This window comes from Bartonella sp. AU55XJBT (assembly GCF_028618525.1).
This window is the reverse complement of record NZ_JAQITC010000001.1, coordinates 18,750-39,334: the sequence shown is the minus strand read 5'-3', so window position 1 is coordinate 39,334 and position 20,585 is coordinate 18,750. Positions and strand designations below refer to the sequence as shown.

12 protein-coding genes and 3 tRNA genes are annotated in these 20,585 nt (G+C 37.0%); 9 read left to right on the top strand and 6 right to left on the bottom strand.

What is annotated here, in order from left to right:
• Positions 1-36 precede the first annotated feature (36 nt).
• The gene (fabA, locus tag PVV70_RS00115; RefSeq protein ID WP_005774470.1) at positions 37-546 is read right to left on the bottom strand and encodes a 3-hydroxyacyl-[acyl-carrier-protein] dehydratase FabA; all 510 of its coding nucleotides are present in this window, start codon (positions 544-546) and stop codon (positions 37-39) included.
• A 232-nt stretch (positions 547-778) separates the two neighbouring features.
• Between fabA and irrA the strand changes: the two genes are divergently transcribed.
• On the top strand, positions 779-1,291 hold the full coding sequence (irrA, locus tag PVV70_RS00110; protein WP_273757596.1) for an iron response transcriptional regulator IrrA: 513 nt from the start codon (positions 779-781) through the stop codon (positions 1,289-1,291).
• Positions 1,292-1,337: 46 nt separating this feature from the next.
• Here irrA and PVV70_RS00105 read toward each other — a convergent pair whose 3' ends face one another.
• From PVV70_RS00105 to PVV70_RS00090, 4 genes are all read right to left on the bottom strand, one after another.
• Positions 1,338-1,898: an SH3 domain-containing protein gene (locus tag PVV70_RS00105; protein ID WP_273757397.1), complete on the bottom strand. Its 561-nt coding sequence runs from the start codon at positions 1,896-1,898 to the stop codon at positions 1,338-1,340.
• 1,457 nt (positions 1,899-3,355) lie between these two features.
• Positions 3,356-3,589: a 30S ribosomal protein S21 gene (gene rpsU, locus PVV70_RS00100; protein ID WP_273757396.1), complete on the bottom strand. Its 234-nt coding sequence runs from the start codon at positions 3,587-3,589 to the stop codon at positions 3,356-3,358.
• 186 nt (positions 3,590-3,775) lie between these two features.
• Complete coding sequence (locus tag PVV70_RS00095; RefSeq protein WP_273757395.1) at positions 3,776-5,449, bottom strand: formate--tetrahydrofolate ligase; 1,674 nt, start codon at positions 5,447-5,449, stop codon at positions 3,776-3,778.
• A 716-nt stretch (positions 5,450-6,165) separates the two neighbouring features.
• A tRNA-Arg gene (locus PVV70_RS00090) sits at positions 6,166-6,242 on the bottom strand.
• Between the two features lie 365 nt (positions 6,243-6,607).
• Here PVV70_RS00090 and PVV70_RS00085 point away from each other — a divergent pair.
• The 4 genes from PVV70_RS00085 (at position 6,608) to PVV70_RS00070 (ending at position 14,808) form a co-directional block, all read left to right on the top strand.
• Positions 6,608-7,750, top strand: coding sequence for an efflux RND transporter periplasmic adaptor subunit (locus PVV70_RS00085; RefSeq protein WP_273757394.1), 1,143 nt, complete (start codon positions 6,608-6,610; stop codon positions 7,748-7,750).
• Positions 7,747-10,884: an efflux RND transporter permease subunit gene (locus PVV70_RS00080; RefSeq protein WP_273757393.1), complete on the top strand. Its 3,138-nt coding sequence runs from the start codon at positions 7,747-7,749 to the stop codon at positions 10,882-10,884. The genes PVV70_RS00085 and PVV70_RS00080 overlap by 4 nt, the downstream gene beginning before the upstream one ends.
• 188 nt (positions 10,885-11,072) lie before the next feature.
• Positions 11,073-12,737, top strand: coding sequence for a glucose-6-phosphate isomerase (gene pgi, locus PVV70_RS00075; RefSeq protein ID WP_273757392.1), 1,665 nt, complete (start codon positions 11,073-11,075; stop codon positions 12,735-12,737).
• Positions 12,738-13,575: 838 nt separating this feature from the next.
• Positions 13,576-14,808, top strand: a complete 1,233-nt coding sequence (locus PVV70_RS00070; protein ID WP_273757391.1) for an MFS transporter — start codon at positions 13,576-13,578, stop codon at positions 14,806-14,808.
• Positions 14,809-15,268: 460 nt separating this feature from the next.
• Here PVV70_RS00070 and PVV70_RS00065 read toward each other — a convergent pair.
• Positions 15,269-15,358: transfer RNA gene (locus PVV70_RS00065), tRNA-Ser, on the bottom strand.
• Between the two features lie 294 nt (positions 15,359-15,652).
• On the opposite strand from PVV70_RS00065, the gene rplU reads away from it, so the two are divergent.
• From rplU to PVV70_RS00045, 4 genes are all read left to right on the top strand, one after another.
• Positions 15,653-16,129, top strand: a complete 477-nt coding sequence (rplU, locus tag PVV70_RS00060; RefSeq protein WP_273757390.1) for a 50S ribosomal protein L21 — start codon at positions 15,653-15,655, stop codon at positions 16,127-16,129.
• Positions 16,130-16,141: 12 nt separating this feature from the next.
• A complete protein-coding gene (gene rpmA, locus PVV70_RS00055; RefSeq protein WP_273757389.1) occupies positions 16,142-16,411 on the top strand; it encodes a 50S ribosomal protein L27 in 270 nt (89 codons plus the stop codon).
• Between the two features lie 984 nt (positions 16,412-17,395).
• Positions 17,396-19,930 (top strand): phosphoenolpyruvate--protein phosphotransferase, encoded by a 2,535-nt coding sequence (gene ptsP / locus PVV70_RS00050; protein WP_273757388.1) that lies wholly within the window; start codon positions 17,396-17,398, stop codon positions 19,928-19,930.
• 549 nt (positions 19,931-20,479) lie between these two features.
• Positions 20,480-20,569, top strand: a tRNA-Ser gene (locus PVV70_RS00045).
• The last annotated feature ends 16 nt before the right edge of the window (positions 20,570-20,585 follow it).

The window sequence follows — 20,585 nt, the reverse complement described above, 5'->3', positions numbered from 1 at the left end:
CAGAATAGTAAAAAATTCTTCCTGATGAAAATAAATTCAATCTTCCTTGAATAAAGCAACGCGCAAATCATTCGCTTTATAAATAGTTTCTCCATCTGCTTTGAGCCATCCATCAGCTATTCCCAAGACTAAATTTCCCCGTCGAATACGCTTAAAATCTATTCCATATTCAAGAAGTTTGGTTTGTGGTGTTACCATACCTGATAATTTCACTTCACCTGTTGATATCGCTCTTCCTTTCCCTGGTTCTCCCAACCAACCAAGAAAAAAACCTGTTAATTGCCACATACCATCCAATCCAAGACATCCTGGCATAACGGGATCACCTATAAAGTGACAATTAAAGAACCAGTGGTCTGGTGTAATGTCAAATTCGGCACGAACCATTCCTTTATCGTATTTACCACCAGTTTCACTGATTTGAGTGATTCGATCAATCATCAACATTGGCGGTGCCGGCAATTGCGCATTACCCTTACCAAACATTTCGCCGCGAGCGCAGCTTAGAAGCTCTTCATAAGTGTAGCGAGACTTTTGTTCAGCCATGGTTACTCCATTTATTTGCATATATCTTTATTTCTGCGCTTTTCCCCGACCTACTTTTAGAGCAAATTTTAAAGAGAGGGAAATGATTTTATATCATTTTTAGTGACAAAAGCCCTTTTTTATGTATTCTACATAGATAATTATTTAAAAATGGAATACAAGATTGCACCATACTGTTCCCATTTTTTATATTTTTATCTTATTGAAGCAGGGAGATATTTTGGTTCGTAATATGTCAGGGAATGCAGACAATTTAGATATGAATGAAAAGCAACAGTCCACAAGAGAATGTGGAGAAGGTGTGCAATATTATTCCACTTCTATGTTACAAAAACGTTTGCGTGAAAATGGTTTGCGTCCAACACGTCAGCGATTAGAGCTTGCACATATGATTTTTTCTGAAGGAAATCGTCATATTACGGCTGAAGAGCTCTATGAGGAAGCGGTGAGGGCAGGTGTTCCTGTATCCTTAGCAACGGTTTACAATACGCTTCATCAATTTACTGAAGCGGGATTATTACGGATTATTGCCGTAGAGGGTTCGAAGACTTGGTTTGATACAAATACCTCTGATCACTACCATTTTTATATAGAAGGTGAAAATCATATCCTTGATATTCCTTGCAATTTAGAAGAATTTCCCATTATTGGAAATTTGCCTACACCACCAGAAGGTATGGAAATTTCACATGTTGATTTGATCGTTCGCTTGAAACAAAAAAATCAATCTTGTGATAGGGAATAAGCATATTCAATGAGGAATGAAAATTAAACTTGATGCATTTGAGCATTCACCAACCTTTTATTTTTTCATCAGGATAGATTCCCCATAATTGAGGTTGATGGAGCCATCCATGAACGTTATTAAGAGTGATTTCGCACCATTGTCCATCGCATTGGTGGATATTGCCAATGACATTAGGCTCTACTTCTGCCACTAGTTGTGCGTCGTCAGTGGGTTTGTTTCGTAGCATCAGCCTTTTTGTTTTATCTTTTTGCCATGGAATAGTTATAGCCGTTCGCTTTCCTGATAAAAGCGATTGATATACCCACCCTTCATCGCCTTCTGCATCACGAATTTTGCGCCATTGATCATATTCTTGTATGATTTCAATAGGTAACCCCTTCTTTTTGTAGGTAAAAATAATAGAATAGTTGCTTCCTGGCCCAACGCGTACATTAACACGAGTGGGTTTAATCGAAGCAAATCGCGGAAGGGGTAAACCACTGGGACCTAAATTTTGATTAAAGGTTTGTGCGTGCAACAAACGTGGTGGACCCAATACAATGACTTTTGCTATTAAGATACATGATGCAAGCATTAAAACGCGAAACCAACAAGAATTTTGCACACTGAACTCCTTTATTTCGTCATATATTAGTCATTTAAAATCTGGAAGATAAGATTGGAGACTGATAAAAAAATTATGCCATATCGCTCGTTAATGAGATCTAAACAATGAAAAAATTGTTGGAAGAAGAGCAAAATAAAGAAACAAAAGTTTGAATTTTTGAGTACTTTAGGGTGTTTATGAGGGGATAGTTGTAGATAAATATTGGGTTTTTAGCGATTTGTATGCGTGAGAAAAATATTAAAATAGCCAAGTATCAAGTATATTGTGGCCGGAGCAGTTTTGTATAGGAAATCAGAGCTAAAATTTTGTCTCTTTTTTCCAAGAGTGTTTCTCGAAATAAAAGTACAGTTATGCATGTTATGAATACGAAAACTGTTCAGTAAAAGGATTATGGTTTGGTTTGAGAAGACAGTTTTGAATGGACAAAAGAATACGATGTATGAAGCATTTAAGCGTAAAAATATGAGCAACATTATAGAATAAGTTGATATATAAAGAGCTAATTTTAACAGGATAGTTTTTGTGATAATTTAATATATGAAATTTGCTCTGTAGTGATCTTACGCAATGATAGTGCTTATCCGTATGTTAATAAGGTAGTGCCGTCATTCTATTTCACAGATCTCAATGTAATATTATTCCTATTATTTGGAGCGTTTATAAGAAGCATTGTTATTTTATTTGCATAATAAATTCCGCTTGTCGATGTACAAGCAAGAAAACTTGATTGATTCAATATGAGAGGATGTTGAGAGAATATGCTGTAAGGGATCAATTTAAACTCGTTATTTAAATTGTAAAACCATTTTCATCAAAAATAGGTATATAAGACACTTGCACCCATATTAAAATAAGAGTGTTTTCTTTGTTTATTTTCAATTTTCTTTTATTTCAGCTCAGTATAAAAAGTTTGATGAAAGAAGAGGGATTATTCGATACGCTTATGAGATTAATTACATAAGCAAAGAGACAGAGGACTATATATTTTCATACCCTTCCACACACAACTGCATATTGCGATAGTCATTTGGTTTTGCAATCTGCTCTAAAATCTTCGAAAGATGCAGAATATTTAAGAAGAAAAAAAGAAAATCATCATCAGACGTGCATATAAGAAATAGTTATGTGAGAGATAAAAAGAAGGAGGAGAATTATAGCAAAAAGTGGTAATAAATATCTTACACTCACTCCACATTTTATACAGGAACAAGTCCCTTAAATATCTAAAGTATCGTTATGTTATCTGTTTTTGAAAACCACAAGAGTGAAGAAAACTGCATCTCTATGACAAAAAAATTTAGCTCTTTCAGATAATTAATATATTCATTTATGTAACTAAAACACAACACAATACTGCACAAACAAACACCTTATTACACTTGCTTATGAAGATAAATTTTTCCGGTAACTTATTCTCTATTGCTTATGCAATTCTATGATGCATCAAAAGTGTATCACTTCACCGCAACACTCCGTCCGTTACTAACAAAACCCTCTCTTTGCGCACGCTTACGAGCAAGCTTACGTGTACGACGAATAGCCTCAGCTTTTTCACGAGCACGTTTTTCAGATGGCTTTTCATAATAACTACGCATTTTCATTTCACGGAAGATACCTTCACGCTGCATCTTTTTTTTCAACGCGCGAAGCGCTTGGTCAACATTATTATCACGAACGAGTACTTGCACTATTTATCCTGCTTTTTTCAGTGTCATAAATGATAGGAAAAACCTACGTCCTTTTAAAGACATATCTAAAAGGACAAAGGCTTATATCATATAAATAAGACATTTGTCTATATAACTTTTTAAAATTCTATTCTTTTTGTAATAAAATACTTTTTATAATAAAGGATAGAGTTTATGGTTATAAACTTATGAAAGCCCTTGTATATTATCATTTTCATCAAGATGGATTTTTTCAGCGGCAGGATAATGCGGTAAGCCGGGCATGGTCATAACATCTCCACAAATGACAACAATAAAGCCGGCTCCCGCACAGAGACGAACTTCTCGTATAGGAATTTCAAAATCAACAGGAGCACCATATTGCTTGGGATCAGCAGAAAAAGAATAAGGTGTTTTTGCCATACAAATAGGGTAGGTGCCAAAACCTTCTTTTTCCCAAGATTCAAGTTGTTTAAGAATAGGCGCTGAGATGATAGCGCCACGCCCACCGTATAACTTTGTTATAATACAATTAATTTTTTGAACGAGGGGAATATCATCTTGATAGAGCACTTTAAAATCGGAATCTTGTTTTTCAATTAAGGCAATAAGTTCTTGTGCAAGTTCTATAGCACCTTTTCCACCTTGTTCCCAATGCTTACAGACAATAGCTTTGTGTCCAGTTGCTGCAACTATTTTTTGTAATGTTTTTATTTCAGCATCGCTATCACTGTCAAAATGATTAATTGCTACAACACAAGGGATATCGTAGAGCTCCATATTTTTGATATGTCTTAAAAGATTAGTGGCTCCCTTTTCTAAAGCGGTGATATTTTCTTCTGTCAGATTATTTTTATCCAACCCACCATTCATTTTTAATGCACGAATCGTTGCAACAATCACTGTTGCATTTGGTACAATGCCTGCTTGCCGACATTTTATGTTGAAGAATTTTTCTGCTCCAAGATCGGCTCCAAATCCTGCTTCCGTGACAACATAATCAGCCAATTTTAAAGCGGTTTTTGTTGCTATAACTGAGTTACAACCATGAGCAATATTGGCAAAAGGCCCTCCATGAACGAGAACAGGATTATTTTCAATTGTTTGTACAAGATTGGGTTGTATGGCATCTTTGAGAAGAACTGCCATTGCGCCTTCTGCATTGAGATCAGCCACTGTTATGGGCGTTTTATCATAACGATAGGCAACAATCACTTTTTTGAGTCTTTGTGTAAGGTTTTCTAAATTTTCAGAGAGACAAAGAAGTGCCATAATTTCTGATGCAACAGTAATGTCAAAACCTGTTTGGCGTGGAAAACCATTTGTTATGCCCCCCAATGAAATAACAATATCGCGCAATGCACGGTCATTCATATCAAGAACGCGCTTCCAAACAATACGACGTGGATCAATGTTGAGAGTATTTCCCCAATAGATGTGATTATCGATCATCGCGGCAAGAAGATTATGCGCTGCTGTAATAGCATGAAAATCACCGGTAAAATGTAAATTAAGATCATCCATTGGGATGACTTGCGCATAACCACCACCAGCAGCACCACCCTTTACACCAAAACAGGGGCCTAAAGACGGTTCTCTCAAAGTGGCTATTGTTTTTTTGCCAATGAGATTAAGAGCATCATTTAGTCCAACCGTTGTTGTAGTTTTTCCTTCTCCAGCAGGTGTGGGATTGATAGCCGTGACGAGGATAAGTTTACCATCTGGATTTTTATTGAGCGATTTTATGTATGCAGAAGAAATTTTAGCTTTATCATGGCCATAGGGAATGAGATTTTCATGTGCGATACCAATTTTTTGTGCAATTTCAGTAATATGCTGCTTTTTAGCAGTGCGAGCAATTTCAATATCTGTTTTAGGCATGGAAAAATTCTTTAAACTAAGCTTTTATTAACATTTGGGATCTGTATTCTATGGATTAATGAAAAAAAACCATAGAGAATAGAAAGTATAAGATATCATAGAGGTCAATGATGTGTCGCGCAAGCGATAATACTAAAGAACGGCAAGAGGAGTTTTATTGTTTTTGGGAAAAAAGAATCTCTATGTTTTTAGTTTCGATAAGTTCTTAGCTAGTCTGCAATATTACGCTTAATATCAGCTCATGATGAATATCAGAAAAAAGTCTTTGGATAATTAATTTAAGAACTTTTTACGCAGCGATTTTGATATCTTATATCTGTTATTCCGAATAGTACACTGAAAAAGTTTTAGAGGTCGCTAAACCGCAATTTGTGGAGTCCCTCTTAAGATGGGGCGGACAGAAATGAAATGCTCAGAAATACCCGTTGATGAAAAAGTATAATCTAGAAGAAATCAAAAACAAGCGCATAGCTTGAAAAAAGAAAGCAACAGCACACACCAACTTATGTAATCTCCACGATTATTGCTAATAAAAAACACCTTTGGGCTGGATTGAAGGCCGCACAACATCCCATTCTATCAAAATAGCTAAGAAACGACTCAAAATAGAATGAAATAAAAAGCCATAAGAAGACCAAAGGTAAGCAAAAAATAAATCACATAAAAAAATTCAAAAGGCTTGAATTCATGAGCAAGATATTGAATTTATTGATAGATGGCGCACCCGAAGAGATTCGAACTCCTGACCCCCAGATTCGTAGTCTGGTGCTCTATCCAGCTGAGCTACGGGTGCACACATTGCGATTTTCTACATTGTCTAAGACAATGGGTTCCTAATCGTTTCATTAAAGAAATGCAAGTGAAACTTGGGGCGTCATAAAAAAAATCTCTTTTTTTTGTGAGATATTAAAAAAAATTATAATATATTATGGTTGCAATTGGATTTTTGATAGGGTCATTTTCCTGTTGTGACCTTACCACGCAATATGAACGATAGTTAACTTGACGTTTTCGTCTATGAACGATAGTCAGCCAGAGATGATATATGTTTTTGCGGTGGGGGGTAAGATATATACCTGCTGTTGGGTTTTTGTGTAAAACGCCGATATGACTGTTGAACACTATTTCAGATAAACATGATACAGTAAGGGTAGGTGTATGGCGTTATTAAAAAAGATCTTTCCATTGGTGTTTTTAATTGTTGTTTTAACGGCTACTTATTGGGCTGGAAAACAGAGCACAGAACAACCCATTTCTATAGTGGATAAAACAAGTATATCGTATAAAGATTCAAAGGGAAAAATGGGAAGACCCCCGACGAATGTTGTCGTTGATCTTGTAAAAGTCCAAGATTTTTATGAACAACTTAACGTTCTAGGGAGTGGACAAGCACTTGCTGAGGTATATTTAACCCCTTTATTACCAGGTGTTATTGATAAGCTTTTTGTGTCTGCTGGTACAAAAGTACAAGTGGGAGACGTAATTGCAAAGCTTGATTCTAAAAAGGAGGAAATAGCAACTGCAAAAGCAAAAGTACAACGTGATAATAATGCTTTAACACTTTCACGTATTCTTAAATTACGTGCTGGCAATACAGCAACGGAAGTTCAAGAAATTACAGCGCGCTTAGAGTTGGATAACGCAAATTTTGTTTTGCGTAATGCTGAGGTAGACCTGGAGCGGCGAACAATTCGTGCACCGATTCCTGGAGTTATTGGTATTCTACCCGTTGATGCGGGGAATAACGTGACCCTTAATACTGTAATAGGCCGTATTGAGAATAGAGAACGTATTTTGGTCGATATATGGGCCCCTGAACGATATGTTTCACGAATCCATAAGGGAGATGAGGTAACAGCAACATTAACAGCGCAGCCAGATAAATCTTTTGTTGGTCACATTTACGCGATTGATAATGTCGTTGACCCAGAAAGCCGTACACTTCACGCTCAGGTTGAAATCAATAATGAAAAAGATACACTCATGTCTGGTATGTCCTTTTCTGTTGCCTTACGATTCCATGGTGGATCTTTCCCTGTCGTTAATCCTCTCGCGATTCAATGGAATAGTAAAGGGTCATTCGTTTGGCGTGTGAGAGAAGGCAAAGTAGAGTCTATCCCTGTATCGATTATTCAGCATAAAGCAGATCAAGTTTTTGTGAAAGCCCCTCTGGAAAATGGTGATCAAGTTGTTATTCAAGGGGTGCAAATGCTTTATCCAGGGAGTAAAGTAATAATTATTGATGATCCAAAGTCCCATCAACAGCAATTATCAGCAGTTTATGGAATGGGTATACAATGAGCCAAGAATTGAGCACAAAACAGCCAATGTCACAGGCGGAGCTAGGTGGTCTCATTGCCTTATTTATTCGAAGACCGGTTTTTACTTTTGTTATAAATGCCATGATCATCATTGCAGGATTTGCAGCATGGTTGAATGTTGATGTGCGAGAATTACCAGATGTTGATACGCCAGTAACAACGATTGTGACGATATTTTCTGGAGCGTCGGCGGAAACAATTGATCGTGAAGTGACAAAAGTTATAGAAGATGTCGTTTCTCGTGTTTCAGGTGTTAAGACGATTTCTTCAACATCTTCTTTTGGACGTTCCCGTGTACAGATTAATTTTAATGTCGGTGTTGATTTAAATGTAGCGGCATCTGATATCCGTGATGCTCTGTCTCGCATTGCTTATTCTTTACCCAAAAATGCCGATTCACCTTTGATTATTAAAGCAGATTCGAATGCTGCAGCCATGATGTATTTGGTTGTGACATCACCAACAATGAGTATTGATGATTTAACAACAGTTGTAGATGATCAGATCGTTGATGCCATTTCTGCGGTTGATGGCGTTGGTGATGTTCAGATTGATAGTGCTCGTACAAAGATTTTTCAGATTGATATAGATCAAGCAAAACTTGCAAGTTATGGATTAACTGTCGCAGATATTTCACGTGTTCTTGCTGATATGACAACGGATGTGCCCGTAGGATCATTGCGCAATTCTAAACAAACTTTAGTTGTCCGCGCCACTGCACGTTTAACAACACCAGAATCTTTTGAACAAGTTGTTTTAAAGCCTCATGTATATCTTGGTGATGTGGCGCATGTGACTTTATCACCCGATATAGAAAATGTTATTCTTCGTATCAACGGAAAGACAGGGATTGGATTAGGTATTGTGCGTAAAGCACAATCCAACACTCTTAATATTTCTGCAGGCGTGAGAGCTGTTGTTGATAATCTCAAAAGTGTTGTTCCTTCTTCTGTACATATAGACGTTATTAGTGACGATGCAATTTTTATTAAAAGCGCTCTTCATGAGGTTGAGGTTGCGTTGGTCATTGCTATTTTGAGCGTTATCTTGGTTATTTTTCTTTTTCTCAGAGACATTCGTGTAACGCTTATACCTGCCGTATCTCTTCCCGTCGCTTTGATTGGGACTATTGCGGCTATTTATCTTGTAGGGTTTTCATTGAATATTCTCACATTTTTAGGACTTGTTTTGGCAACAGGGCTTGTTGTGGATGATGCTATTGTTGTTCTGGAAAATATTGTTCGATGGCGCAATATGGGGATAGGTCCTAGGGCCGCAGCGGTGTTAGGAACCCGTGAAGTCTTTTTTGCTGTTGTCGCAACAACATTGACTTTAGTGGCTGTGTTTGTCCCTATTTCCTTTCTTCCTGGACAAGTTGGAGGACTTTTTAGAGAATTTGGTTTTGTTTTGGCAATTTCTATTTTGCTTTCTTCAATCGTTGCCTTAACGCTTTGTCCCATGCTGGCTTCACGTTTTCTCAAAGAACATATTGAGGAGAAAGAGGGAAAAGCCCATCATCACTTTACTTTTTTATATAAATGGGGTGCTTTGTTTCATAAGGCTTATACGTACAGTTTGCATAAGTGTTTAGGAAAGCCTTGGGCTGTTGTTTTTGGTTCACTTGTTTTTGCAGCGCTTTGTGTTGGAGGCTATACGAAGTTGCAACAAGAATTAACACCAGCAGAAGATAGAGCTCTTATCTTTTTGGTCATTAATGGACCACAAGGTATTTCAACACAATATTTGAATGAGCAAGTAGAGCAAATTGAAGAAAGTTTACAGCCATTACGTGATGCAGGTGAGATAGCTAATAGTTACTCTATCGCGGGTATTGGCGGTTCGCCCAATACTGCTTTTTTGGTTTTATTGCTTTCGTCTTGGGATAAACGTTTACGCAATCAGCAAGAAATTGTGAAAGATGTTAATGCAAAGGTTAGGCAATTTCCAGCAGTTTTTGTGTTTGCTGCACAGGGAAATTCTCTAGGTGTGAGAGGAACGGGGCAAGGGTTACAATTTGCAATTCTTGGCAATGATTATGCGACATTACAACCCATTGCTGATACGTTAGTGCGCGCTTTACAAGCTGATCGGCGTTTTATTCGCCCACGTCTTACTGTTGATGCCACACAACCGCAATTTTTTATTGAAATAAATCGAAAAAAAGCCTCCGATTTAGGAATTGATATCACCAATTTGGGCGATACATTACAAGCAATGTTGGATGGTAAAAAGATTGGTTCCATTAACGTGGATGATCATTCTTACGATGTTAAATTGATATCGCGTAAAAATCCCATGAAGAGTCCTAGTGATTTAGAAAATATTTTTTTAAAGACCAAAGATAATCGATATGTTCCTTTATCTGTTATTGCGCATTTACATGAAAAAGCTATCGCCCCCCAATTAAAACGGGAAAAGCGTATGAGCGCTGTCATTTTAAGCGCAAATCTTGCTCCAGATATCACCTTAGGGGATGCTTACCAAACTGTGCAGAAAATTGCTTCTCCTTTATTATCGAAAGGAACCTATGTGGTCCCCTTAGGAGAAGCCGAAACACTTCATGAAACATCTTCCAATTTTATGATTGTTTTTGGCATTGCCTTTTTGATTATTTTATTGGTTTTAGCGGCTCAGTTTGAAAGCTTTATTTCAGGATTCATTATCATGGCCACTGTTCCATTAGGGATTGGTTGTGCTGTGATTGCTATGCTCTTAAGTGATGTGAGTCTTAATATTTACAGTCAAATTGGATTAATTTTGTTAATTGGCGTTATGGCAAAGAATGGTATTCTGATTGTTGAATTTGCAGATCAATTACGGGATCAGGGAAGAAGCGTGCGTGAAGCTGTAGAAGAAGCAGCAAATATTCGCCTTCGTCCAGTTTGTATGACAATGATTTGTGCCATTTTAGGAGGGATTCCTTTGGTTTTAGCCAAAGGTGCTGGTGCAGAAGCTCGTATAGCTTTAGGTTGGGTTATTGTTGGTGGTTTAGGTCTAGCAACGATTTTTACGCTTTATGTTACACCGGTTGTTTATCTTTTTTTAGGGCGTTTTATAAGATCAAAAGCAGAAGAGGATTTGCGCTTAACCAAAGAACTCAATCAAGTTAAATGATGTATTCAGTAGAAAAGATTTGAAAGTTTATTCTTGTAAAAATATCATTTTCAGATCTTATTTTTTACTTTTATATTCCTTCATTTTTTGTGTGAGCAGTGAAAAGAGCAAGCAATCAAGGAGACGTTTTCTACTTTGTTATTGTTTGGACAGAGATTTCATGATCAATAATCATATAGGATAAGCTTATGGCAAATAGCTTTTCGATTCGAAATGAAAAGGCTTTTGAAGCCGCATTAAGAGCTTTAAAAAACCATGCTGTAAAGGATGGAGTCTATGATATTCGTCAGCATTTTGTGGAGGATGATCAGCGTTTTTCCCATTTTTCTCTCAGACTTGATGATCTTCTTTTCGATTTTTCAAAATGTGGTGTAACATTCAAAACATTGCAACTTCTAGATGATTTAGCTGTCGCAGCAGATGTGTTGGGGCGGCGTGATGCAATGTTTTCGGGCCAAGCCATTAATACAACTGAAAAACGCTCCGTTCTTCATATTGCATTACGTTTACCTGCTGACGAAATTTTCATGCTGAATGGTCATAATCTTATTGGCGATATTCAAGACGTCCTTAAAGATATGGAGAGATTTTCTGAAAAGGTACGTGATGGCAGCTATAAGGGAAGTAGTGGAAAGAGAATAAGGGATATTGTCAATATTGGTATTGGGGGTTCTGATCTTGGTCCTGCAATGGTCACATATGCTTTAAAACCTTATCATGATGGTCCACGTTGCCATTTTGTTTCTAACGCTGACAGTGCCCATATTTCCGATACACTCTCTCTTTTGAATCCAGCAACAACACTTTTTGTCATTGCTTCTAAAACTTTTACAACGGCTGAAACAATTATAAACGCTCAAGTTGCACGTCAGTGGATTTGTTCACATTTAGGGGAAAAAGCTATTCACACGCATTTTGTTGCTGTTTCGAGTGCGCTTGATAAAGTGGCGGAATTTGGCATAGATTCCACAAGAGTTTTTAAATTTTGGGATTGGGTTGGAGGACGTTATTCAATTTGGTCCGCCATTGGGCTTGTTGTTATGTTTGCAGTAGGGGGGCGAAACTTTCGCCAATTTCTCAGTGGTGCTTTACAAATGGACCAACATTTTAAAACCATGCCTTTGCATAAAAATATTCCTATTCGATTTGCTCTTTTAGGGTTCTGGCATCGTGTTATTTGTGGTTATTCATCACGCTCTATCATTCCCTATGCACAGCGCTTAATACATTTTCCAGCTTATTTACAACAGCTTGATATGGAATCAAATGGGAAGCAAGTCTCGCTGGATGGAAAACTACTAAATTTTTCAAGTGGTCCGATCGTTTGGGGTGATTCAGGAACAAATAGCCAACATGCTTTTTTTCAGCTTCTGCATCAAGGAACCGATGTTGTTCCTGTAGAATTTATTTTATTTATAAAAGGGCATGAGAAAAATTTACATTCTATGTATGAGATGTTGCTAGCAAACGGTTTAGCGCAATCAAAAGCCTTGATGAAAGGACGTAGTGTTGAAGATGCTCGGCATATCTTAATAAAAAATGGTGTTGATGAACGTGAAGCAGATTATTTAGCACTTCATAGAAGTTTTAAAGGAAATCGTCCCAGCATGACGCTGGTTCAAGATTCATTAACGCCGTTTGCACTCGGTCGTCTCATTGCGCTTTATGAACATCGTATTTTTGTTGAAGGGACTTTAATGAATATTAATTCATTTGATCAATGGGGTGTTGAACTTGGTAAAGAATTAGCAAATGAGTTACTCCCCATTCTTCGTGGAGAAAGTAAAGCGGATAATCGCGATAGTTCAACACTAGGATTGCTCGCCCATATTCAAGCAAGACGCGCAAAATAAATATAATCTGATCGTAGTTTTGACGGTAGAGTGAGAGAGAAATATGAGACAATGCTCTATTTTATTCGGTGCTCCCTTATTTTTGAATTGGATTTTTGCAATAAATCAAAAAAAGAACAAAAAACAGATTTTACAGGTTCCATACAGTGTTTGTGAAATAACTATCCATGTGAAAAAAGGCTTTAAATGCTTTGCGGTCAGAAAGAGATAGATATTTTATGAGAAGATCTTTTGCCTCTAGAGAGGTGTTCTCCGAAATCGTGGGTTAAGTTATCACTTTGGAGCATAGAGGGATTATGAGGGATCATCAGAGAGGATTGGACGGGAAATTTAAAAAAGCTTATCCAGAGAATCTGATTGAGCGGTTATGGGAACTTTAGCAGTGAAGTTGGCTTTGTCTCGTGTTGCTCGAAAATGAGAATCCAATCTTTTTGTGGTTAGTCTAAATTTAAAAGATCTACTTGCTGAAAGTTTTTATAATTATCATAAGAGATAAAAATATTTCTTCTTGTCCTGTGTATAAAGGGGATGCTATTTGTATTTATCATTCGTAGTACCATTGCGCAACATACTTTAGATGGTTGTCATTTGAAATATGTCTTAGAAAATTATTTGGTAAGGGAGTCTCTCCATATGTATTGGAGAGCCGTTTTCTATTCTTTATTTCAATTTATGAGCACAACGTTGTCTCATATAGAATTGATACTGATAGATGACTTGCGCAAAATAAATACCTACAACGCATTTATATTCAAATTTTATGAAAAATCAGAATTTAGTACCGAGCTATATTCGACGATGAAGAAAAGCATAAAACGGCTTAACATTTTGCCTAGAGGTGAGAAAACGATTGCGTAATTCTGTTTTTCTTATGATTTTGATTGGATGTTTGACAAGTTTTTGTGCAAGCGGTGTACTATCTATAGGCCTTTCTTTATTACAATTACAAGATAAAACGGGACAAGCGTCTGCTGCTTTAAATGTTATTAATTTAATCGCAATCGGAATCGCAGGCTTTTGTTTGGGGAATGTGTTAGTCCGCTATCAAGGTTTTATCATTGGATTTTATAGTCAAATTATTTGTGCGGGCTTGTTGTCTTTCTTATTATTCATAAACAACTCAGTACTTATTTTATTTGTGTTTTTTTTACTCGCACTATTGATGGGGGCTGATAACCCAAATAATAACACTGCCTTGAATAAATTGATTCCAGACCCTAAACAAAAAGCCAGTATTTTTGCATTTTATACGAGTTGCTGTCAGTTTTTTATTATTGTGTCTCCATTGCTTATATATTTTATAATTGCACATTTTGGGCATAAAATAGCTATAGCCTTTGTTGTCTTTGTTTATCTTTTAAATGCTGGTCTATGGTTTCATATAAAGTCTATACAACAAATAAATAAGATAAAAGAGCCATCGAAAGAAGCAACCCAAAGAGCTTATGGAGCTGGTTTTAAGTACCTTTGGCGAATTTCTGCTTTGCGTTTTTTGACGATTAATCGTATTTTGAATAATTTTCTCTATACTGGAGCACTCGTTTTATTACCACTTATTCTTTCATCGATAACATCAGATAATATACAATTTACAGCCATTCAAAATTTTATTTTCGCTTTGTTAGCGTTGGGTTTTGTAATCAATGGCTTTGTCTCATCCTATTATTTACGGAAATTTCCATCTTTAATTCGTGTCTTTGTGTGGGGGGCACCGGCTTTTGCAATAATCGCAATTTCTTTTGTTTTATATTTAAATTTCACCCAATATTCTCTCTATATCATGGGCTTTTTATTAGGCATTGGGCAATTTTATTTTAGGGTATCTGGGATAACAATTGGTCAAGCTGTTACACCTAGTGACAATTTGGCGGAGGTGATTTTGATCGGTGATGCCAGCGTGCGGATTATAACAGCTTTATTTTCTATTGTACTTTTATATGCAGCAAACTTTTTTCCATTTTCTACATTATACGGTCTCTGTATATTCATAGGGTTTTGCGCACCTTTATTTATTTTACAAGGACTATCTATTTACTTAAAAAGCTTAGAAATAAAAGAAAGCACTGTATGAAAGATATTCAATTATTACACGCCTTTTTGTGATTATAAGAAGAGAGAAAAATTTAGAATAAATACTCATAATATTCATTCTAAATGCGCACATTGTATGAAAAAAGTTTGAGGGGCTTATTAATATAAAAACCTCTGATGCAGATAAAACGCCTTGAGCCCGTTAATAAACGGAGCCCTATGGTCACCATGGTTTCTAAAACTCTATTAAAGGTTGTGATTGGCAAAAGTCTTTCATAATATTTGAAGAGATATTTTATACCAGATTAGGAAATCTAAGGATCGGAAGAGGAGGAGCCTAGAAATTATAAAACTCGTGGAAATCTAATACCAATTTCTAGGGATGCATAGTGACAGGCATAGATGGGAGCAAACTGGCCAATTGCAAACCACAAAAATCCTGCAAAAGCTGCGCTTTAAGCTATACTATACTGAGCATAGACAAGTTTGTTTTAAGTCAATGGCGGAGAGAGAGGGATTTGAACCCTCGATAGAGTCACCCCTATGCCGCATTTCGAGTGCGGTGCTTTCAACCACTCAGCCACCTCTCCATATGAAGTACAACAAAAATGGACACTATTTAAGTTAAGTATAGTATATGATGGGTAGATAACCTTCAATTGTTTTTGGTACAACCTTTTTTTCTTTTTTATGGGACTTTATTGACAGAGAATAGAAATTCCTTCATATATGCAGGATATGAGCGTGGAGAAATCTGCGTATTTTTGTGTTGAGGAAGGTTTTATCCTTCTTGAAGATTGGTTACGACTGATAAAAAGCAGCTTATTTTCCCTTATTTCAAGGTAGAAATTAAATAAGAGCTGGAGTGAACGGAAGGATAAAAAATGTTCGCAGTCATTAAAACCGGTGGTAAGCAATACCGCATTGTTGCTAACCAAGTGGTAAAAGTTGAAAAAGTGAGTGGAAATGCGGGTGATGTTGTTGAATTCAATGATATCTTGATGGTTGGGCAAGAAGGTAATGCAGTTATCGGAACCCCTGTTGTTGCTGATGCGCTGGTGACAGCTGAGATTTTAGAACAGACACGTGGGCGCAAGGTTATCGCGTTTAAGAAACGCCGCCGTCAGAATTCTAAACGTACGCGTGGTCATCGTCAAGAATTTACAACACTGCGTGTTTTAGAGATTTTAATGGGTGGTTCAAAGCCTAAAAAAGCAGCTGCAAAACCCATAAAAGAGGAAGCAACGGCAGCAAAAGAAACAAAAGATGCTGTTGTTGAGAAGAAGGCTGAAAAAACGGCTGAAAAAAAGACTGCATCGCAGAAGAAAGCGGCTGTAGCATCAAAAAGTAAGAAAGATTAAAGGAGAGCGTCTATGGCACATAAAAAAGCTGGTGGTTCCTCGCGTAATGGTCGCGATTCAGAATCGAAACGTCTAGGCGTTAAAAAATTTGGTGGTGAAACCGTTATCGCTGGAAATATTATCATCCGTCAGCGTGGTACACGTTGGCATGCTGGTGACAATGTCGGCATGGGAAAAGACCATACGCTTTTTGCTTTATCAAGAGGAAAGGTTTCTTTTCAACGGAAAGCAGGTAACCGTTCCTATGTTTCAGTCATTCCTATATTGGAGGCAGCAGAGTAATCTGTAGTATTTTCTCTAACAATCAACGGGGGCATTGGATTTTGTAATTTTACTGAATTGCAGTTGTGGTTTTTAAGTATTAATAAATTTAAGTATTAATAAACGCTATAAGGGAAAGATAAATGTTATCTTTCCCTTATTTTATTGGTAATATGATAAATCTAGAAAATATACGGAAAACAAAAAAGGTAAAATTGAGGAAATGAGTTTTCTCAATAAGGGGAGAGACTTGTGCTGTGTTGTGTTTGTTTTGAAGGTATTGATGTTATGATGGAATTTATTGGTAAATTTGTGTATGATAAATAGTGAGAAGAATTTACTTTCCTCTATACATAAAGAAGGGCCTCGTGACTGATGATGGTGTTTGGGGGCGTTGTGTATTTTGCAAATGTGTGACAGAGGGCATTGTGTGTTTGCGATATTGATTGCAGCAAAGGGTTCGCTTAAAATATATCACTGTTATATGATGAATGGATGAGTATCGTAGGGCGAGTTGGGTAAAATTTTAAAGATAATAAGTTGCATAGAATAATTTTTAAGAGTGTAATAAATTGATAAGAGGGACACAGTAAGTTAAATCAGCTTGGAGGAAGAGTTAAACTGTTAGCTGAGTTACAGATGATTGAGAAGGATGCTTTCTTATAGGGAGAATAATGGTAAGTTATGTTGAATAACTTGGGATAAAGAGAGCGTTTTTAAAACATAGTTTTTCAGGTGATTGGGGCTGTAAAAATTGAGGTTTTGTCTTTGTAAAGTAAGAGTTAAGAGTCAGATTTGCTTATGATGGTTTAAGCAACCCGCGGGATTATAGTATCCAATTGTTTTATCGGTTATATTGAGGTATTTAAGCACCTCACTTAGCTCTATTGAATTGCGTGAAACAAAAAGTCGTGATGATGTGTACCTATTGTATTTTTGAAAATGGGGCTTTGAAATGAAATTTATCAGGGATATTTGTATTTAAGTGTGAGGCAGTTTGAATTCATGATGGGATTTGAGAAAGCAGAAGCAATGAATGTAGATTTTACCGAGAGTGAAATCTTGTCTATCAAATCAGTACAACTTGCAGCTGTTTTTAATCATAAAAATGATGCGATTTATGCTGCTGCTGAATTGCTTGTGCAGGTTGGTGCAGTTGACGAGTGTTATCTGGCAAGTATGCTTGCACGTGAAGAAATAACGAGTACTTGGCTTGGAAATGGTATAGCCATTCCTCATGGATTGGTTGAAAATTGTGATTTAATCATCAAGGATGCCATTGCTGTTATACAGGTTCCTGCTGGTGTTGAATGGCAGGATGGAAAGAAAGCACATTTGGTTATTGCCATTGCAGCGTGCCCAGATCGCTATAGAGAAATTTGCAAAAAATTGACGTCTCTTTTATTTGATAAAAAACAGCTTGAAGTACTTGCGACAACGACGGACAAACAGAAAATTGTTACAACTCTGTTTGATCAAGATATGAAGCAAGAAGAAACTTTTATTGGTGATCTTTCGGTGTGTCAGGAATGGACTTTAGACTATCCAAGTGGTCTTCATGCGCGACCAGCTTCTCTTTGGGTTGATTTTGCAAAAAAGATTCAAAATTCTATTAGAGTTCGCCATGGTCAATATGCCGTTGAAATGAAAAATTTGGTTGGGTTATTACAATTAGGCGCAAAAAATGGTGATGTTCTGATTTTTTCTACAGATGCTATAGAAGGAGCAAAACTTCTCAATGATGCCATTTCTATTGTAAAAAAGGTGAGTGTTAGTGAAAAATGCGTGGTAAGAGAGATAGAATCTCAAACAAAGACTTTTCATGGTTGGTATCCACGTTCCATGCAAAAAGGCATTTCTGGTGTTGCAGCAAGTTCAGGGTTAGCGTTTGGTAAGATTTTTGTTTTAAGGCAAAATGATATTTCCATAATAGACCAGCCAATTGATTTTGCGGTTGGTGCAGCGTGTCTTGAAAGTGCTCTTACAAAAACAAAACAAAAAATGGCATCTGTGATTTCTGATATTACAGTACGTATGGGAGCGGATTCTGCTGCGATTTTTTCTGCACAAATGGTTTTGCTTGAAGATGAGAATCTTATAGCTCAAGCTTGTCGTTTTATAGCAGAAGGTCATGGTGTCGCTTGGTCTTGGGATAGAGCGGTTCGGCAGTTTTCAGATATGTTTTCTAAGGTGGATAATCCTTTGTTAGCAGCACGTGCTGTTAATTTAATTGATGTTGGTCGTCGTGTTTTAGGTGAAATAAATCCATCTTATAGATCCTTCTTTTTAAATGATATTCCAAGTGGTGTTATTCTGGTTACAAATGATCTTTCTCCTTCTGATGTCGCACAACTTGATTGTACAAAAGTAAAAGGATTAGCAACAGCATGGGGAGGTCCACTCTCTCATACAGCTATTTTGGCGCGTACGCTTGGTATTCCGATGATTGTTGCCGTAGGTGATGATATTTTAGCGGTTCAGTCTGATATTCGGGCTATTATTGATGGCGATAACGGGTTCATTTACCTTGATCCTACGCATGAAGATGTTGAAGATGCTCAAAGGCATATTGATACTGTTGCGCAAAAACGTGTCAGTGAGATAAGTGCGTCTCGATTACCAGTGCAAACGACAGATGGTCAAAGAATTCGTATCATGGCTAATGTCAATTATGCAAATCAGGTTCCAGTTGCGTTTGATTTGGGGGCTGAAGGTATTGGACTCATGCGTACAGAATTTTTATTTTTAGAGAATCCGCATATTCCGGACGAAAAGATCCAATTTGATGTATATCGGGCGATGGTTGCAGCTGTAGGAGATAAGCCATTAATTATTCGGGCGCTTGATATTGGCGGGGATAAACAGGTTACGCATTTACATTTATCTAAAGAAGATAATCCTTTTTTAGGTGTTCGAGGAACGCGGCTTTTGTTACGTCGGCGTGATCTTTTGGTTCCTCAATTACGTGCTTTGTATCGAGCAGCAAAAGAGGGCGGAGATTTATGGATTGTGTTTCCGATGGTAATGTCTGTTTCAGAGATTGTTACTATAAAAAAGATTGCAGAAGAAATCCGCAATGATATTGATGCACCAAAATTAAAACTTGGGATTATGATCGAGGTTCCAGCAGCAGCTATTATGGCAGATGTATTGGGCGCTCATGTTGATTTTTTCTCAATTGGAACCAATGACTTAACACAGTATACAATGGCTGTTGATCGGCAAAATCCATATCTTGTGTCTGAAGCGGATAGTCTTGATCCAGCAGTTTTGCGGATGATTTATCAGACTATTCAGGGAGCCGCACAACATAAATGTTGGGTTAGTGTATGCGGTGGTGTCGCTGGAGATCCTTTTGGTGCGATGATTTTGACTGGATTGGGAATTAATGAGCTTTCCATGATATCTTGCGATATTTCCCCAGTAAAGGCGTGTTTGCAAACTCATAGTTTTGAAGAGATGAAAATTTTAGCACAAAAAGCACTACAATGTGAAACTGCACGAGCTGTACGTTCTCTAAGCAAGGATATACAGTGGTAAGAACGTGAAGAGAAAAGAACGCGCCCATTGTGGCAAGGCCTTAGATCTTTAATATGGTGGCTCATAGTCTTTTAAAGCGATTATAGGCAACATATTAATATTTATAGTGATAAATTATCATTATAAATTAAAACTTTGCCTATGAAGTAAAACATAAAAGTGATGAGCAGATAGCTCTCATTTTAAGAGAAAGCAATTTTAAATCAGATTTGTCATGGTTAAGAATCCTCGTTAATAGGCGAGAGAGGTTTAATTATTTCATTGTGAAGAAAACATAGACTGTATGCCAATTTTAAGAGCAGTGTTTTTTCATAAAGCAGAAGGTGCGTAAGTAAGCATGAAAGTTTATGGTTGGGGATAAGCTTTTTATTCTCATTTTTGCATTATACATAACTATCCACGGAAAAAGTTTTTTCTTAAAAAGGAAGGATATGCTTGTTATTCAAAAGGTATAAGCTTTTATTTTAATAAATGAATTTGTTTTTTGAATTTTGAATGTATAATTTGGGCTTGCACGTTATTTCTTTCTGGGTATAGTGCGAGACTTCTGGAGAGGTGGCCGAGTGGTTGAAGGCGCACGCCTGGAACGCGTGTATATGGGAAACCATATCGAGGGTTCGAATCCCTCTCTCTCCGCCATTTATCGTAAAATCAA

Bases quoted from the DNA above. Each gene is read 5' to 3' on its own strand.
- fabA (WP_005774470.1), bottom strand. From the start codon at position 546: ATGGCTGAACAAAAGTCTCGCTACACTTATGAAGAGCTTCTAAGCTGC.
- irrA (WP_273757596.1), top strand. From the start codon at position 779: ATGTCAGGGAATGCAGACAATTTAGATATGAATGAAAAGCAACAGTCC.
- ptsP (WP_273757388.1), top strand. From the start codon at position 17,396: ATGATGGGATTTGAGAAAGCAGAAGCAATGAATGTAGATTTTACCGAG.
- PVV70_RS00080 (WP_273757393.1), top strand. From the start codon at position 7,747: ATGAGCCAAGAATTGAGCACAAAACAGCCAATGTCACAGGCGGAGCTA.
- rpmA (WP_273757389.1), top strand. From the start codon at position 16,142: ATGGCACATAAAAAAGCTGGTGGTTCCTCGCGTAATGGTCGCGATTCA.
- pgi (WP_273757392.1), top strand. From the start codon at position 11,073: ATGGCAAATAGCTTTTCGATTCGAAATGAAAAGGCTTTTGAAGCCGCA.
- PVV70_RS00095 (WP_273757395.1), bottom strand. From the start codon at position 5,449: ATGCCTAAAACAGATATTGAAATTGCTCGCACTGCTAAAAAGCAGCAT.
- rplU (WP_273757390.1), top strand. From the start codon at position 15,653: ATGTTCGCAGTCATTAAAACCGGTGGTAAGCAATACCGCATTGTTGCT.
- PVV70_RS00085 (WP_273757394.1), top strand. From the start codon at position 6,608: ATGGCGTTATTAAAAAAGATCTTTCCATTGGTGTTTTTAATTGTTGTT.